General features: G+C 44.8%; 15 protein-coding genes, 1 tRNA gene and 1 pseudogene. 13 read left to right on the plus strand and 4 right to left on the minus strand.

The features are described 5' to 3' along the window. Window positions 1-297 precede the first annotated feature (297 nt). Window positions 298-1215, minus strand: a complete 918-nt coding sequence (locus UM181_14055) for an aminotransferase class IV (protein ID WQC62427.1) — start codon at window positions 1213-1215, stop codon at window positions 298-300. A gap of 461 nt (window positions 1216-1676) precedes the next feature. Here UM181_14055 and UM181_14060 point away from each other — a divergent pair, with 461 nt between their 5' ends. The 4 genes from UM181_14060 to UM181_14075 all read left to right on the plus strand — a co-directional run bounded on the left by UM181_14060 (window position 1677) and on the right by UM181_14075 (window position 6570). Further along, window positions 1677-2060: a nuclear transport factor 2 family protein gene (locus UM181_14060; protein WQC62428.1), complete on the plus strand. Its 384-nt coding sequence runs from the start codon at window positions 1677-1679 to the stop codon at window positions 2058-2060. Between the two features lie 205 nt (window positions 2061-2265). Continuing rightward, window positions 2266-3288: an ABC transporter substrate-binding protein gene (locus tag UM181_14065; GenBank protein WQC62429.1), complete on the plus strand. Its 1023-nt coding sequence runs from the start codon at window positions 2266-2268 to the stop codon at window positions 3286-3288. A 3-nt stretch (window positions 3289-3291) separates the two neighbouring features. Beyond that, entirely contained in the window at window positions 3292-5499 is a 2208-nt protein-coding gene (locus UM181_14070) for an iron ABC transporter permease (protein ID WQC62430.1), read from the plus strand. Between the two features lie 3 nt (window positions 5500-5502). Then, window positions 5503-6570, plus strand: coding sequence for an ABC transporter ATP-binding protein (locus UM181_14075; GenBank protein ID WQC62431.1), 1068 nt, complete (start codon window positions 5503-5505; stop codon window positions 6568-6570). Window positions 6571-6872: 302 nt separating this feature from the next. On the opposite strand, the gene UM181_14080 is transcribed toward UM181_14075, so the two are convergent. Beyond that, window positions 6873-7535 (minus strand): tetratricopeptide repeat protein, encoded by a 663-nt coding sequence (locus UM181_14080; protein WQC62432.1) that lies wholly within the window; start codon window positions 7533-7535, stop codon window positions 6873-6875. 1232 nt (window positions 7536-8767) lie between these two features. On the opposite strand from UM181_14080, the gene UM181_14085 reads away from it, so the two are divergent. After that, the gene (locus tag UM181_14085) at window positions 8768-9217 is read left to right on the plus strand and encodes a hypothetical protein (protein WQC62433.1); all 450 of its coding nucleotides are present in this window, start codon (window positions 8768-8770) and stop codon (window positions 9215-9217) included. A 50-nt stretch (window positions 9218-9267) separates the two neighbouring features. Further along, window positions 9268-9609, plus strand: a complete 342-nt coding sequence (locus UM181_14090; GenBank protein WQC62434.1) for a hypothetical protein — start codon at window positions 9268-9270, stop codon at window positions 9607-9609. An 82-nt stretch (window positions 9610-9691) separates the two neighbouring features. Here UM181_14090 and UM181_14095 read toward each other — a convergent pair whose 3' ends face one another. Next, window positions 9692-9970, minus strand: coding sequence for a hypothetical protein (locus UM181_14095; protein ID WQC62435.1), 279 nt, complete (start codon window positions 9968-9970; stop codon window positions 9692-9694). 660 nt (window positions 9971-10630) lie between these two features. Here UM181_14095 and UM181_14100 point away from each other — a divergent pair. The 6 genes from UM181_14100 (at window position 10631) to UM181_14125 (ending at window position 15499) form a co-directional block, all read left to right on the plus strand. Next, complete coding sequence (locus tag UM181_14100) at window positions 10631-10855, plus strand: hypothetical protein (protein WQC62436.1); 225 nt, start codon at window positions 10631-10633, stop codon at window positions 10853-10855. 100 nt (window positions 10856-10955) lie between these two features. Continuing rightward, the gene (locus UM181_14105; GenBank protein ID WQC62437.1) at window positions 10956-11264 is read left to right on the plus strand and encodes a hypothetical protein; all 309 of its coding nucleotides are present in this window, start codon (window positions 10956-10958) and stop codon (window positions 11262-11264) included. A 995-nt stretch (window positions 11265-12259) separates the two neighbouring features. After that, a complete protein-coding gene (locus UM181_14110; protein WQC62438.1) occupies window positions 12260-13006 on the plus strand; it encodes a peroxiredoxin in 747 nt (248 codons plus the stop codon). 244 nt (window positions 13007-13250) lie between these two features. Further along, a tRNA-Arg gene (locus tag UM181_14115) sits at window positions 13251-13327 on the plus strand. Window positions 13328-13404: 77 nt separating this feature from the next. Beyond that, complete coding sequence (locus tag UM181_14120) at window positions 13405-14562, plus strand: tyrosine-type recombinase/integrase (protein ID WQC62439.1); 1158 nt, start codon at window positions 13405-13407, stop codon at window positions 14560-14562. Between the two features lie 637 nt (window positions 14563-15199). After that, window positions 15200-15499, plus strand: a complete 300-nt coding sequence (locus UM181_14125; protein WQC62440.1) for a nuclear transport factor 2 family protein — start codon at window positions 15200-15202, stop codon at window positions 15497-15499. Window positions 15500-15505: 6 nt separating this feature from the next. Here UM181_14125 and UM181_14130 read toward each other — a convergent pair whose 3' ends face one another. Next, window positions 15506-16192, minus strand: coding sequence for a glutathione S-transferase family protein (locus tag UM181_14130; GenBank protein ID WQC62441.1), 687 nt, complete (start codon window positions 16190-16192; stop codon window positions 15506-15508). Between the two features lie 56 nt (window positions 16193-16248). Here UM181_14130 and UM181_14135 point away from each other — a divergent pair. Then, window positions 16249-17381: pseudogene (locus UM181_14135) on the plus strand (IS3 family transposase). Window positions 17382-17552: the final 171 nt, after the last annotated feature.

Here is a 17552-nt window from a genome sequence, read left to right on the forward strand (position 1 = left end):
AAGCATCTCATCAGATAGCTTTTTATTCATAGTATCATGAGCGTTCGGTTTGCCCTAGCTTCTAGTCATAAATTCAAATCACCAAAGCTGCTATCCATGATAAAGAGTCGTTTGGGTAATGTTTTAGGTTGCATGCCTTAAGAAATGAAAATCTATGGGTTAGATGAAACCGACAGGCATATTATGATCGTTTGAAAAACTGGTTTTTTCCTAGTATTCTTGCGATATTTTAAAGGCGGGTTTAGCCATGCAGCCGGCCTTTTCTGCCTTGAAGCCGCTTCGCGTTCCAATCGCATTTCAAGTCAATTCGCTCGAAGGAGTGTAGCGGATCTTTAACGCCAAATCTTCACGTTTATGCCAGTCCCAATAAGTGTGTAAGATCTTTGCTGTGAGGGGGCCAATTGCGTCATTTCCAAAAATGCGCCCATTTACGCGCGTAACCGGAACCGGCCCCCCGGCGGTGGTGGCTGTGAAAACTTCTTCGGCATTCATAAACGCCTCGTCGCTGATATCTGTTGCCGCGCAGGGGATATCCAATGCGGCGCAGATTTCTAACACAGTTTTGCGGGAAATTCCTTCAAGCATTCCTGATTTTGGTGTGACAACCTTTCCGTTAATCACTGCAAATATGTTGAACCCCGGTCCTTCGGTCACCAGATTATTATGATCCAGTAAAACCGTGGTGTCATATCCAGCATCTAAGGCTTGAAATAACGCCGCTGTCATATCGCCCCAATGATAATTCTTTACCGTGGGATCAACCGAATTTGATGGAATTCGTCGCGAATCCCGCGCAACGGAAATATGCGCGCCGCGTTTTGCGACAGCCTCTGGTATCACCCAAATAAATGGAACCGCCCAAGCATAAAAATGGTTTCTGCAGCCCCTTGGGTCACGCGTGCCGGGAATTAGGGGCGTTCCGCGTGAGGCCACCATAGACACATAGGCGGATTGTAATCCGGAGGTTGCGACCAACTCAATCAAAGCATTTCGAATGGCGCTTCTGTCCATACCCACATCAAGACGCATTTTTTTCATTGAAACTTCAAAACGATCTAAATAATCTTCTATCCGAAAAAACGCGCCTTCCCATACGTGAACCACGTCATAGGTGATGTCAGAGCGCGTTAAGCCCCAATCAAAAACAGAAATTTTGGCTTCTGAAACAGGTATAATCTGCCCGTTCATCCATGCCGCTCCTGCCGAAAAATCCATGTCACACCTTTTTCATATGTCGATACCAAGTAAAGAGATCACTTGGCTGTTGATAGATATACACAACTGAAAACGAGATAAAAATTGAATTTATCAGCTGCATAAGCGTCAAATATTGTGTTTATTCTTTATCTGACTTACTTGGCTAAATGCAGGTCTGACGCGCAAATGGGGGCCAATGCGAGATCCGTTAAATGTGATACGCTTGATTATCGCTTATGATCGCCATTGCTTTGGGCGCTGATGCCAATTCAGCTTTGAACATGTCAAAATTATGTCCAAATTTTCAAGCCTTGTCCTTTGAATGTCCTGTCGGGGCAAAATATATGTCATTTTTTTGGGATGGGTTCAGCCACTATTTGGCCCACTTAAACCCTAAGATAGGGAGGCTTTTTCTACTATAAGTAAAGACTTCACATCTGTCTGCGTTGCGCTATGCTGGTTTAATAGAGAGGTTGCTTATGACTAGGCTGAGCACGGCGCGAGCATTTTTTGAAGCATGTGACTATGGCAAAGGTTGGAAAGACTGCCAGGCATATTGTCATAAGGATGCGTCCTTTGAGACCGATTCTGAAACCCTTGATGGCGTAGATAGTCTAGATATCTATTGCGATTGGATGACTGAGGCGTCAGCAATGTTTGATGACAATGTTGAAGTTGAAGTGAAAGCCGAAGCCTATGATCGCGATAAGGATATTGTGCTCATTTATGCTGAAATACGGGGCAATGTGATCATCGGTCCTGAGCCGATGTTTATGAAGACAGATTATGTGTATGCAATTCATTTTGATGGTGAGAAAATAAGCCACATCGATAAGGTGTGGGAGCTTAAGTTGCCCTCTTAATGCTTAATGCCTCGTCGCTGGACGCACTGCTAATACATAGCCCTTACGATAATTTTATCTTTTAAACGGTGTTAAATCAGAGGCCAATTCTGAAATGTTGTTTTGTTAAATATTCTGTTGCAATGTAAATTTAACCATGGTTGTTTGGGTTCTCATGGGCCTTTAAGCTCACAAAAAAAATCAAAATTCACTGGGAGGGAATAATATGAAATTTAATACACTTATTGTTGCGGGCGTTATGGGCCTCTCCATTTCAGCAAGCGCTGCAAGTGCTGCAAAACTTACATTTTACTGCAGTGCACAAGAAGATTGGTGCCAATTGATGGCGCGCAGTTTTGAAGATGCCACCGGAATAAATGTAAATATGACCCGAAAATCATCCGGTGAAACATTTGCCCAGATCCGCGCGGAAGCCTCGAACCCTAAGGGCGATGTCTGGTGGGGTGGTACTGGCGATCCTCATCTTCAAGCTGCAGAAGAAGGCCTCACCGCTGAATATATGTCACCCATGCGCGATCAATTACACCCTTGGGCGATCAGCCAGGCGGAAAGCGCTGGCAACAAAACGATCGGAATCTATTCGGGGGCCTTGGGCTATGGTTACAACACCGAGCTTTTGGCAGCCAATAATTTGCCAGAACCAGGCTGCTGGAAAGACCTTTTGAAACCTGAATATAAAGGCCATGTGCAAATGGCGAACCCGAACTCATCGGGAACCGCTTATACAACACTGGCGTCTATGGTTCAGATCTTTGGTGAAGATGAGGGTTTTGAATTCATGAAAGGGCTGCATTCTAATATAAACCAATATACAAAATCAGGCTCTGCACCGATCAAGGCAGCGGGTCGTGGTGAAAACACCATTGGTATCGTCTTCATGCATGATGCGGTGAAACAAGCGGTGTCGGGCTTTCCTGTGAAAGTTGTCGCTCCCTGCGAAGGTACAGGTTATGAAATCGGGTCAATGTCGATTGTTGATGGCGCGCGCAATATGGATGAAGCCAAAGCCTTTTACGATTGGGCTCTGACTGCCGAAGCGCAAAACCTGGCGTTAGAAGTGAACGCGTTCCAAGTGCCGTCGAATACAGGGGCAAAAACCTCTCCAAGCGCACCGGATATGTCGTCGATCAAACTGATTGACTACAACTTCAAGAAATATGGATCTTCAAGCGAAAGAAAGCGGCTTTTGAAAAAATGGGATGATGACGTATCCGTTCTTCCCCAATAAATAATGCAAAAGTCCACTGCTAAACAACAGATCCACCCGACCCTTATCCTCTGGATAGCCATCGGGTGGATCGGCTTTTTTATTCTTCCCTGGTATGGTGTGGAAGACGGGTTCTTTTCTTTTTTATGGCTGGTTGATGGTTATCCTTTTGACGCGGATTACGCACCTGCCGCGATCTTAATTTTGCAAGCTGAAAAACTTTGGCTCGCGCCACTGCTTCTGTTTTTGGCATTTCCCCTTTTGATTTTGAAGTCCCATAGGAACGACCTTTGGTATTCCCGGTTATTGATCCTGTCTGGAGCAGGCGGACTTGCTTATCTGACTGCTCAAGGCTTTGGCATTGGAATACGCGGCTTTAACTATCCCATTTTATCCCAGGTCTTCGGAGAGTTAGGAGACCGCCAATATGGGATGGGCTATGGCGGATTGATGGTGGCATCTGCCTTCCTTTTTCTTTTAACGCAGGGGATTGCCGCGAGGGGAGCGGTGAATGGTGATATTTTTGTCGTTTCCGCGATCGGAGGCGTGATTGCAATCGTTGCAACATTCGTTTTTTTCCCAATTGCAACCATGCTGATCACCGCCTTTATCGCAGAGGATCAAAGCTATTCCATCGTTATATTCTTCTCAAAATTATTTGATGATCGCATTTGGGGCTTGGGCTGTTTTTATGGGACTCGGTGCGGCGTAGCTTGGAATTCACTTTTTCTTGCCATATTGGTGGGGGTGATCACCACCGTTCTGGGGTTGATTTTTGCCCTTGTGGTTACCAGGTCTGGCTTTAGATACAAAAAGCTCTTGAGAGCTTTAACCGTTCTGCCAATCGTAACGCCGCCCTTCGTTATTGGTCTGGCCTTAATTTTACTATTCGGCCTGTCTGGGTCTGTAACGGTGTTTTTTGCAGATCTTTTCGGCGTGGCCCCGACGCGTTGGCTTTATGGCCTGCCGGGCATTTTAATTGCGCAAATTCTGGCCTTCACACCTATCGCCTTTCTCGTTCTGATTGGGGTTGTCGAAGGTGTGTCGCCCTCGATGGAGGAAGCTGCACAAACGCTTCGCGCCTCCAAGTGGCAGGTTTTTAAAACAGTTTCGCTGCCCTTGATGCGGCCCGGACTCGCCAATGCGTTTTTACTGGGCTTTATCGAAAGCATGGCCGATTTTGGAAATCCGTTGGTGTTGGGGGGGAATTATGATGTGCTTTCAACTGAGATATTTTTTACCATCGTGGGCGCGCAATATGATCAAGGACGCGCCGCTGTTCTGGCGATCATCTTGTTGTTCTTTACGTTATCGGCCTTTTACGCGCAACGCAGATGGCTTGGCAAAAAAAGTTACACCACTGTCACCGGTAAAGGGGATACCGGTGTTCATCCCTTAATGCCCCGCGCCGTCTCTCTGCCCGTTACTGGTATGGCTTGCCTCTGGGCCGGGTTTAGCGCTTTGATCTACGTGATGATCCTATATGGCAGTTTTGTCGAATTATGGGGGGTTCGTAATGCCCTTACCTTTAAACATTATATCACAGCCTTTTCGGTTCGTTTGTCTGAAAGCGGAATCCGTTGGACGGGCGCTGCGTGGGATAGTTTTTTCACCACCCTTCAAATCGCCGCGATCGCAGCGCCCTTAACCGCAATCGTTGGCATTATCACTGCGTATCTTTTAACGCGCCAGAACTTTGCGGGAAAAAATAGCTTTGAATTCGGCACGATGCTCAGCTTTGCAATTCCAGGCACCGTGATTGGCGTCAGTTATATTCTGGCCTTTAACGTGCCGCCGATCGAAATCACCGGCACTGGAATTATTCTGATTGTCAGCTTCGTGTTTCGCAACATGCCTGTGGGCGTGCGCGCTGGCATCGCATCGATGAGCCAATTGGACAAATCTTTGGATGAAAGCTCGCTCACCTTGGGGGCAAATTCTTGGCAAACATTTCGTAAAATCATCGTGCCACTGCTGAGGCCTGCGATTTTAGCCGCGCTTGTCTACAGCTTTGTGCGCGCCATGACCGCTATTTCTGCGGTGATTTTTCTAGTTTCAGCCGAATATGACATGGCCACCAGTTATATTATTGGGCGGGTTGAAAACAATGATTACGGACTTGCGATAGCGTATTCGACAACGTTGATTTTTGTAATGCTAAGCGCGGTTGGTCTTTTGCAGCTTCTTGTCGGTAAAACAAAAATTGGCCGGCGGGCCAATTCAGGAGAATAAAACATGGTCGGAATTAAGAGCAATGCAGCACCTGTTTCCTTTCATGACGTTACCAAAATTTATGGAAAAGATGTGGTCGCTGTGGATTCGATCAATCTCAATATTGAGGCGGGTAAACTGGTCACGCTTTTGGGGCCATCTGGATGCGGTAAGACAACGACTTTGCGGATGATTGCGGGTTTGGAAATGGCCAGCAAAGGCAAAATTATGATTGGAGGGCTTGATGTCACAAAATTGCCAGCCACCGATCGTGATGTGTCGATGGTATTTCAATCCTATGCTCTATTCCCTCATATGAGCGTGTTGGAAAATGTCTCTTATGGGTTGAATTTTTCTGGATTTAAGAAACCTGAAGCGCTTGAGAGGGCCAGCGCAGGGCTCGAGTTGGTTGGGCTTTCAGGCTATGGCGATAGATTGCCAAGCGAATTATCGGGCGGGCAACAACAGCGCGTTGCGGTTGCGCGTGCCTTGGTGCTGGAACCGCAAGTGCTTTTATTCGACGAACCTTTGTCAAATTTAGATGCAAAATTGCGGCGGCAAGTGCGCGAAGAAATACGCGAAATTCAGCAAAACCTTGGCTTAACGGTGATTTATGTCACCCATGATCAAGAAGAGGCGCTGGCCGTCTCGGATGAGATCGTGGTTATGCGAAACGCCTCAATTGCACAAATAGGATCTCCAAGGCAGCTATATGATGCACCAGCAAATCATTTTGTTGCAGATTTTATTGGCGAGGCCAATTTAATCCCCTGCGAGGTGATAGATGTTTCAAACGAGATGGCTAAAATTGATGTCCGAGGGTTTGTGCATAAATTGCCAGCCAATGGGCGTAGCGCGGGCCCCGCGACGCTTGCGGTACGGCCATCGCGTTTAGATATTAAAGCTAAGGCCGGCATAAAGGCCACGGTGCGCAAAGCCACCTATGTGGGCAATCGCATGGAATACAGCTTACATATTGGCGGTTTAGATGTTTTTGCGGTGCATGACGATGTGAATAACCCGTTATCGATCGATGAAGAAATCCATCTCGGGTTGTTCGAGACGGGGCCGGTTTTATTGCCTGCACTATAATTTCTTTTCAGCCTCAGTCGCAGTGCGGTATCGTGTTTGAGCTATGGCGTTTAAACTAAACGAATAACCAAATTCAAAATTAGCAAGAATATTTTTAGCTAAATATGATGAGATTCTTCTTTCGCACACGCACTTAAACAGCGATCTATAACCATTTGTTAAAGATAGAAAAATGCAATTATCAAGCAAAAGAGGGCTTCGAATGAACGAACATTAGAACGACACTAAACCAGTAATTTTTTCAAGCCGATGATCACCTAACGGTTCCCTGACAGGGCGAGAGAAATTTGCAGTGCTGGATTTCAGCAATCTTTATAGGTTTTTTTCAAACATTCGCTTGCGAGACTTCGCGCTTCCTTTATTTGGGACGCGCTCATAAGTTCTGTTAAGAGGCCCTTTAACTCTTCGCCCATCTCAAAGCCATTAGAGGACGCGTGATTTGCCCACATATGGGCGTAAGCCAAGTTTTCTTTGACGCCTTGACCTAGATAATAAAGCCTGGCCAAATTGTATTGTGCAATCGGATTGCCTTGCTCAGCAGCGCGTGTGTACCATTTGACCGATGCCTTATAGTCTGGAACAACGCCCAGACCAAAGCTATGCATTATCCCAAGATTATATTGCGCTACAGCATGACCTTGCTCGGCGGCGCGCGTAAACCATTTAACCGCAGTCTTATAATCTTGGGGAACACCATTTCCATGCCGATATAAGCTGGCGAGATAGATCTGAGCCTCTAAGTTTCCTTGCTCGGCTAAAGTGTTTTGTTCTTCAAGGGCAGGGCTGTTCTTATCTTTTCGGTGTGCCGCAAAACCTGTTTGAGTTTCCACGCTCCATCCCGGCCCGTGGGTTCCTAAGGCAAAGCACATCGTAAGAGATAAATGTATAAATAACTTTCGCATAACATAATGATACACCAGATTTGTAATTTGCAAAGCAACAGAACGTGTAAAAACGAAAATCAAAGGGTGTAGTTTGATTTATCTCGTATCTAAGCACTACCATAAGCGTTCAAATTCTTCGATTTATTCTGCTTCATGGATTTTTGACGAATTACAGATTATGGCCTTGAATAATGTTCTCTCCTTTTTGGTGCATGTTTCCAAAAGCCTTAGGGGCGAAAAGCTGTGCTGTTCGATCTTTTCCGCGTAAGGGCTCGCATATGTGATTTATATTAGAGGGGTGGAGGAAGCGGCTTCGTACGGGGAGGTTGTACTACTTCGATGCTATATCTTACCTATCATCGGGTATGAGTTTATAATTTTCATGATGCATACCCATTTAACCGGCCATTTTTCTTGCAAACACCATATGTGCGGTTAATTTTTCTTCATTGCTTATTTGAGCTAAAATCACTGCACTATTTGAGCCGTTTTGACCTATATGCTTTGGCCCCCACTAACCAGCCTGCTTCTCAGCGCTTTCCGGTTCTGTGCACATCATTTGCCAAGTTTCATAGGCCATATCCCCGAAAACAATTTGAAAAGCGTAATTTATTGCAACCTCCATATTTAGGCGGGTTCAGACAGTACAATCCAAGTTTGAGCAAGGAATATATAGCGGGCTCAAGACGTAAATTACCTAAGTTACGACCAACCCATTAGGGCAGGCGCAGTAGATAGATGATCCACCAATCAATATCACGTGACCACAAATCCTAGCACTCAGCAACAGCGGTATATGAGTGTAGCTCGCGCCAATAAGCAAATGCGTTTGTTAAGGCTTAGCCATTGACTATGGCGGTGGACATAGGTCACATGGCCCTAAGGCAAAAAGTTAAATTAGGAGCGTTTCAGATGTGCAGTACGACAATGGGATTGTCTGGGATTATCGTTTTTGCACTGGTTATTACCCTTGTCGTATGGGGGCTTTATGAGACCTCAGTCTTCTTATGGAAAAGTAAATCCAAGATCTTAAAATCTGCGATATGGGTTTGGTCCTTACCAGAGACGCTTCACCAGCGCTTTTCCAATTCGTAAAGCTAATTGTGGATAACCACGCACATCCCGCCAACGCCCATATTCAACGCTGCCCACGCTGCGCGGCTCCGTTGCAAACTATCGTTGTGCATGGTCATGAAGCTTGCGCGCATTGTAAATCTAACATCATGGAATGCTGCACGGGGGACACTTGTGTTACGGATCACAATTTGGCACTGGGGTATAAAAGATCATAAATGTTTAGGTGAAGGTTCTTTATGAGCGAAAAAACTACCAGTGGAAAAGCCGAGCCCAAACCGGTTATCGCAAAAAATGAAGCTTCAAAGCCATCCACGGCTTCGAACGCCGCTTCAACCGCAACTGCCGAAAAAAAATCAAAAGAAACCACCGATATTTCTGGAGAAAGCCCGAAGAAAACCGATGCGCCTCAATCTGCATCACAAACATCTACGAGCCATTTTTCAAGCGTTTCAACCCCCGAGTATCGTTCTGGCTGGGATAAAATTTTTGGGAAACCAAAAATAGAAACGGCGATCGTTGAACCGCTTAGTAAATACGATCAGCGCAAAGCATTGGTGGCGGAGCAGTGGCATAAATACCAAGCGTTAAAAGATCCCAAGCACTTGGCTGTGATTTGCCGGGAATTGCCGTTCTTCGATCATCCAGAAGTTGGTGATGAAATAGCTAAGTTGCTTATGGACAAGTAAAGCTGTAACCGCAGGCAACGGGTGAATAAAAGTTATGAACTGGAATAAAAATGTTTATTAGATGTGCCTTCTTCAAAGGAACGATTAAGTCAGGAATGGAAGAAGACTTTCACAACCACTGGCGTGACAACTTGGTTCCGCTTTGGAGTGCATTTCCACATTTACTTGAGCTACGCGTTCTTCGCGATATAGAGAGCGATTGCGCAGAAAGCCGCTTCCCGCTTGTGATGGCGATGCGATTTGAGACTCGCAACCATATAGAAGAGGCACTTGCGTCTCCCACGCGTTGGGAAAGCAAAGAAACTTCGAAGAAACTGTTTGAAATGTTTGATGGCTCGGTAATTCACACAGTGTTTCGTGCAGACCAGTTTGATCCTTTTACGGCGGATTAAATTTTAGGCTTTGCGCCGCTGTGCAACAGCTCATTTATGCAGACCGGCGAAGAAAGCCCTCTTTTTCTGTTCTTGTCACAGCCTATTCATGAACCAACACTTCACCATCAAACGCGATCATGTCTTGCACATGGTGAGCAACATCTTTGAAAAATGATTGTACAAGCCCACCGGCCGTTTGCGCGATTTCTTCTGTTTCATAAACCGCCATCAATAAAGTGGAGGTAGGGCCCGTTCTCACGATATGACGGCTCGCAGCAGGCGGCATATTATCTGGGCACCATTTTTCCCATTTGGCGATAAATGTAATCAAGTCATCTTCTGAATTATATTCCGCATTTACAATTCTAGCGTATTTCATGTGACCCTCCCTGCGTGGATAGATTTTAAAGAGCCGCTTGCTTTAAGACAATCCCAGACTTTTCTGTGATTTATGTGGGTTCTAGAAATGTGTAGCAAACCAAAGCTGTCGAAAATCACTACAGCAAAACCTTGCAAATGATGAAAAATAAGGGGGGTATGGGTCGAATTTTTGGTCTAAAATGGGCTAAGTTACAATCTTTTCTTGGGTTTAAGGCAGAAGAATTAAGGAAAGTCTAAGGTTCCCATAGATGCCTTGTCGGTTCGGTCAATGCGCCCAATACCAGTGCTCTGAACCGGCAATCACCTGCTTTGCAAAAGATGCTCTCCATAGACTCTGATTTGAGTAGGCTCATTGATAATTTGAATTTAGCTGCGGGTTCTTAGAAAATAAATTTGTAAGGCCCTAAATGGGTTGCAGGGCAACATCCCTTAGGTTTGATGATATGTTAAGATAAAGGGGTAAAGTTTTTGGAACGCCGCATCACAAAGCGCTGCCTAAGTGCTTATCGAACCTGCCATTAATTAGACTTCACATATTTATGTGGGGCGTTATCCTATGGCAACCAATCGAGAAACATATCGCTGGCATGATCAATTGTATGCCCTTCCAGGCCAAGGCGGGCCAAGAGCAGGCGCTTTTTAAGCCTTTGCAGAATATATGAAAGATTATCCTTTTGAAGATATTATGCATTATATTTTTGATTTGGGCACAGGTGAATATGCTCGGGTAGGCGTGCATCAAAGCGTTGAAAGCCTTATTGAAATTGTGAATAGAGAAAATCGTGTAAGCGACTTAATGAGGCTTTATGTTGAGCCTTATGAGGACGGGGAAAGTTTTCATTCTTTTTCGGGTCCGGTTGTGAACTATGATGAATATCTTTAATCGCATTGAAACCATACCCATAGTGGTGAGGATGATGCCAAATAAGGGCTCGGGTCTATTGTGATCGCCGCTATTCAACAGCCAAATTTGGGAGGCTTTTATGGATGAAATTCGCCGTACGATTATGAATGAGTTTGCAGATGAAACGTGTTGCGACATGTTTATCATGGTGCTGAAACAAAAATGGCCTGAATTTGATGGTGACTTAAAGGGAAGATGTACTGTGGAAATTGTAAAGGATACCAATGATCCCCGCTGCATGAGTGCAAGCTTAACCTTTGAACACCTTGATGATTTTATTTTAATTTCAGATTGGGCAGAGGAAACAATTATTCCTTTTAGAGATAGTTTGTCGCCGAAAACGCAAACGTATAATGGTGTTGTCGAGGCCAAATTTCAGCTGGAATAATCACTCCCAACGTCTTCTGTAAGACCGAGACGGCGCAGGGGGATTTTTGTTCAGGCGCAATCGCTGGTGCTGATTTATCGACCCGTTTATAATCTTATTTGGCAAAATTCTGGCGTCACATCAGCCTGTTATTCCTACAGGGTTTGTTTTGAGGGCTTATGCCTCAATGGGTGCCACGATGCTGCAGATCGATGGGGGGCGTTTGGCGCTATAATTGGAGATCAAGTTTCAAATTCCAGCTTTAGCTTGTGATCCGTTTTCAAAACTATGCAGATAGATGCATGTGTATTTCGGGTTCTGCAACACCTGTTTGTTCATACTATTCTAGACGTGGCGGCCCTATGCAGAAAACGAGCACGCACTGCGAAGAGCCTGTAAGAAACTGATCCTTCAGAAGATTGCAACGACAATTATTACAAAAATGGGGGCCAAATGTTGTTTCTCGTAGCGGAAATTTTATATCCACATGTATGAAGGAAAAAATTTTTTGCAAATTATACGGTTCCCATCAAAGGTTGGTTAACGTTGTTTTCTATTGGAAAATTTACCTCGACTATCGGTTCAGTGAACGCTGGGGATAAAAGCGCGCGATCTGATTAATTTGGAAGCCAAATTTTGGATGGCTGGTAAAAGGCCCGACATAATAGAGATTATTGACCCCATGGTTCCATCTTCCATTTTATAGCCCAAGGCTTCGGCAGTTTTTTTGCAATGTTCATTTCTAAGCGCGGCCTCGTCTTTAGCATTTTGTTCTGAGGCAAAAATAATAACCGATTGGTGTGTGTTCCCATTAATTCGTCACCAGATCACATCTAACGCCTTTGTTTTTGGTTTAAAATTTTCAACACTTGACGGATGAGACAATTTGAAATTCACTTCCCGTGTTCCCGTGTTCCCGTGTTCCCGTGTTCCCGTGTTCCCGTAGGTTTTGACGGCCTATTGGGCATTCCTATAATTTGGGGCAGTGACTGTTAATTTGAGTGAAGGACAGAAGGATGCGTTGGCTTTATAAAACAACCTCTCAAAATTTTGATGTTAAAGAAACTCGTTTGAATGATCATATGAACCAAATGGGGCAGGATGGCTGGGAATTGCTGTCAGTTGTTCCCCCTCAATATGGAGGGAAGTTTGTGTTTTTTTGGAAAACCTTAGAGGCAACATCAAGCATGGATGATCTGTCAAAACCGGATCAGGATGCCATGTCGAAGGCGCAGGAAAAGCCACAGGAAACGCGGTCCAAGACTATTGCTGGATTGCAAGTGGAAGCGGTTCAAAACGGTTTCGATATTGGTGACAAAATCCCCGAATTTGAACTTCAATCAACTTCAGGTGAGCTTTATTCAACAAGCAATTTGTCTAGAAATACCATCCTTTATTTTTATCCAGCCGACGGCACTGAAGGTTGTACGATTCAAGCAAAGGGATTTTCTATCGTTTATGAAACTTTGGCAGATTTAGGTTTGGACATTGTTGGTGTCTCACCCGATACGATTTCCGCGCATGATAAGTTTAGATTGGATGAGAATATTCCGTTCCATTTGCTCTACGATGAAGGCGCAGCATTATGCGGCAAGCTGAACCTCCTAAAACGCCCACCGCCAGATGAACAATATCCTTTGCGCGTTACGTTTTTAATTGATCACAACAGGAGAATTCTGGGCAAATGGAATGATATCGATGTCGAAACGCATTCTGATGATGTTGTGTCCTTTGTTGTAGATATCCTTGAAAAAGCAAATTGAGCTTGCCTTGGTCTGTTACGCGCAATGTATCGCGTTCTAATTCACGAACGTGTTTTACGGCGCCATTTAAGAAAATTTGAAGGGTTTCAAATAATTGATGTTGGTCTAAGCGTTAGTGGTTTCGGGCTGTTTGGGAGGTGTCTGTTAATCACTGAGAATGATTTTCACTTTATGTTTGATTATCTTTGCGATGTATTGTACCCGAGCTTCTAGGCATTGGTAGACCAATCCGTCGTTTATTGTTGCACCCGTAGCTCAGCTGGATAGAGCGCTGCCCTCCGAAGGCAGAGGTCAGAGGTTCGAATCCTCTCGGGTGCGCCACTTTCTATTTAACAGCATGATGTAACGCACTGATCTGTAAGCAGTAATCTGTTTATGGCGATGTGGGGGTATATCCTGTGGTATCAAATCAATGTGAATACTTATGGCAAAAACGTGGCGTGTATTACTTCAGACGTAAGGTGCCAAATGATGTGCAGCAGCATTATGAACGTCCTCAAATAGTGATTTGTTTGAAGACGAAGAGTAAATCAGCAGCAATAAAGGCAAGTAGATCAATAGCCAGTAAACTTGATGATTTCTGGCTTCAGATGCGTATTTCAGACATGGATGTACCTGCTTCCCATTTACTGGTGAAGGGCAAGCCAAAGGATGCCTTCATATCATATGCTTCTTCACTGTCTGATGCTCTAGCCACGTATTGCAGTTTGAAAGGGGCAGATCGCACTGCTTTGTTCTTTACTGCAGCTAAGAGGAATGTTGGCTATGTGCTGGAACACTTGGGTGATCGACCCATTGATACGTACAGTTCAGCAGATGCTGCATCCTTCAGGGATTGGTTGATAGATCGTGGCCTCACTACATCGTCAATCTCTCGTATCTTTGGAACAATACGTGCTGTCATCAATCTGACCATCCAAGAACATGGATTAGATTGTCGTAATGCCTTTGCGAACATCTATCTTCCCAAAAAGGCTGAAGAGAAGCGTAAACCAATACCCAAGCATGAGATCATTCAAATACAAAAAACATGTTTGGATTTGGCTGATGAGAGAAGGCTAGTGATAGCCCTCATAAGTGATACAGGGATGCGCTTATCTGAGGCTCTAGGGCTTGTATGGGGTGATGTACGACTAGATCACGAGTACCCACATATCAATCTGGTTGAGCATCCATGGAGACAGCTAAAGACCTCTGGCAGTAAACGACTTGTGCCACTGGTGGGAGTATCTCTGGAGGCAGTAAAAGTCATGCATCAGCAAGGGTTTAGCACCCAGTTTCTGTTCCCTTCGTATACAAGTGCAACCAAGTGTAATGGCAACTCAGCATCAGCAGCTTTAAACAAGTGGCTGAAGCAATACACAGAGCAGGGTGTTGTACACTCTTTCAGGCATAGCTTCAGGGATAGACTCAGAGAAGCAGAGGTGGACGTAGAGTTAACTGATCAGCTTGGTGGCTGGGCAAGCTCAAGCATTGGGCAGAGCTATGGTTCAGGGCACACATTGAAGCAGAAGTATAATGCGATGCGGAGGATAGTATTAAACACATCGCCATAAACAGATTACTGCTTACAGATCAGTGCGTTACATCATGCTGTTAAATAGAAAGTGGCGCACCCGAGAGGTGGTTCATATCCTGACTACAGCACCATGCACAAACTGGTGTAAGCAATATCAATAGCTTACGTATTTGTGGTTCACAATCAAGTGCTGCTTAGGTGATACCACAGGATATACCACAGCTTCTGTAGTCACTGTACGTGTCTATCTGACAGTATTCCTTATCGTTACTAGTACAGGGAGAGTGTTGGGTAGGGTCATAGCCTATGCCACACAGTATGTTTCTTATCACACCCTGTGTAAATCACAGTACATGCTAACACCAATTAGTAGGGCATGGAGTGTGCCTATTACCTCTAATCATAATGATATGTCAGAAAGCACAGTACGTGCAGTGCATAGGCTGTGTGTATTTAGGTGACTCACTGTAAGTGACCCTACCCGCAAGTGATCATGTTCATGCAGTTACATGGGGCATGCAGGGGCCATAGGGGGTAGTACGTTATATGTATATGGGGTGTTACACAGATGGGGGTCCAAATGTCATTTGTGTTTTTGGTAATAAAAGCTCTAACCTACATTAAACATGCCTTTAAAAAAGGGGGGCTACAACTTGTCTTTTTACATCACCGCCATGAACGCATTAGACACAAAAGATTATCAAGCGATTGAAGGGTTAATGCACGAAGATTTTATTTGGATGAATGGCTATGAGATGAAAACACTAGATGAGTGGCTGGAGGGCTTGAGGGAAGAATTTAAAAAGGACTTTACGTTTAATGAAAGAACTTGTCTTTTTGAAAACGAAGACATTTGTGCTTATCAACACTTTGTTACTGATGAAAAAGGCTCTCGCCTTCGTGTAACGAACGTTATGCTACTCCAACAAGGTAAAGTATGGAGAGCAACTGTGAATAGAGTTGCTGTAAATTGATCTGAACTAATCTCTGCCAAAGCTAGTGCTTGTAGGAACTCCATTTAGCTCCAGAAGCGGCTCTATGCCAATCCCACTTAGTGTTGGTCTTGTGTTAAGGTAAGTCTCAACAGCTCTAATTTTTTCAAAATTCTGCATGAAGTTTTTCAGCAAAGGATATCTCTCAAGAAATTCAACTGTCAGAAGAGATAAAATGCTCAGATGATGATACAACGGAAAATCGCAATAAGTGACTTTTGCCCCAAGTAAAAATGGCCCATTTTCTGATAAAGTTTGTTCAAATGGTTCAAGGAGTTCATCAAGGGCGTTAAGCAGGCTAGCCTTCTCTTCAATAAACCTTTTGCCGCTACGCACATTAATTGTGGCATCTATAGGCATAACAAGCTCTTTGGTTGAGTCAAAAATTGCGTGAGCTTTTGCCTGCAATAAATCTCCCTTAGGTAATGTGTTAGTGTGTTTTGCTAAAAAACGCATTATGGATCCACTTTCCCATAAAACGTGCTCTTCATTAATTATCAAAACAGGCAATCTGCCAAAGGGAACTTCCCTTTTGGCTTCATTCCAGTCTTTGCCAAAGTAATCCCAAGGCATCCAAAATTTGAATGGGATTCCGCCATGCATAAGAAGCATTTTGATAGGCTCAGCGTAAGCCAAGATATTGAAATAAACTAAATCAACTTTTTTAAAGTCCATGTGTCTTAGCCCCCTAGAACTGTGCCAGTATATTTTGGCATAGGGAGTAAGGAAACATGGCTCGGAAGCGTTATTCTGATGAAGATGTGTTGAAGTTATTGCGCGAGATTGATGTTCATTTGCACGATGGTTTGGACGTTGTGAGTGCGTGTCGCAAAGCTGGGATTTCAGATAAGAGTTATTATTACTGGCGTAAGAAGTTTGGAGGCCTTTCTCGTTCACAGGTTTCAGAGATGAAATCGCTCAAGAAAGAAAACGAGCGCTTGAAGAAGATCGTCGCTGACTTGCAGTTAGACAAGGTGATCCTGAAGGAGAGCCTTGATCATCTAAAGCCACGGGCCTGACGCGGGCTCAGCCTCGTCAGGCTGTTATTCATACGCGTCAAAAGCTGGATATTTCTGAGCGGCGTGCTTGCGCTGTTCTGGATGTAGCCCGCTCAAGTCTGCGCTATCAAGCCAAACAAGTAGATGATACCAAACTACGCTTGGCGATGATCCGGCTGGCCAAACAGTATGGGTGGTATGGTTATAGGAAAGTCACAGCCCTGCTGCGCATGGAAGGCTGGCGTGTTAACCACAAGAGGATCGAGCGCTTATGGAACGAAGAAGGTTTACAGCTGCCGCGCCGGCACAAGAAGCGCAAACGGCTTTATCACAAAGACAGCTCCATCATCAGGCTGCGGCCCACACATCCCAACCATATTTGGGCGATCGACTTTGTGCACGATAAGCTTAGCAATGGGTGCAGCTATAAAATGCTCACGGTTCTAGATGAATATACCCGTGAAGCGCTCTACGTGGCAGTGCGATCCAAAATGAATGCGAACGACGTTTTGGAGACACTGCACCCGCTGCTGATTAAACATGGTAAGCCAGAGTTTATTCGCTCTGACAACGGACCCGAGTTCATTGCCACGCATCTACAGGACTGGCTGAAGAGGATCGGTATCAAACCAATGCAAATCTATCCGGGCAGCCCTTGGGAAAATGGATACAACGAACGCTTTAACGGCACCTTGCGAAAAGAAGTGCTAAACGCTGAATGGTTCCACACCACACGGCAAGCCCAGGTCGCTATCAATGTTTGGCTCAGGCAATACAACCAGATCAGACCTCATCACGCATTAAACATGCGCCCACCCGTCCCAGAAACCTTATTAGAGAAACCAAAACTCAATGGGCGAGTATAGGGGGCTAGACATTCAGGCTTTTCGATTTGTTGACTTAAATGTCCATCACTTTCTACAAAGCCAGCGAAAAAAGCCTTTTGAATATTACTGCAGCTGGCGATGTGGGTTTCCCGCCGTTTTGAAGCCACTAAGACTTATGTGGAATATGTAGGATTACGATCTACCTCATCG

The sequence above is a fragment of the Alphaproteobacteria bacterium US3C007 genome, from assembly GCA_034423775.1.
Lineage (GTDB): Bacteria > Pseudomonadota > Alphaproteobacteria > Rhodobacterales > Rhodobacteraceae > Thalassovivens > Thalassovivens spotae.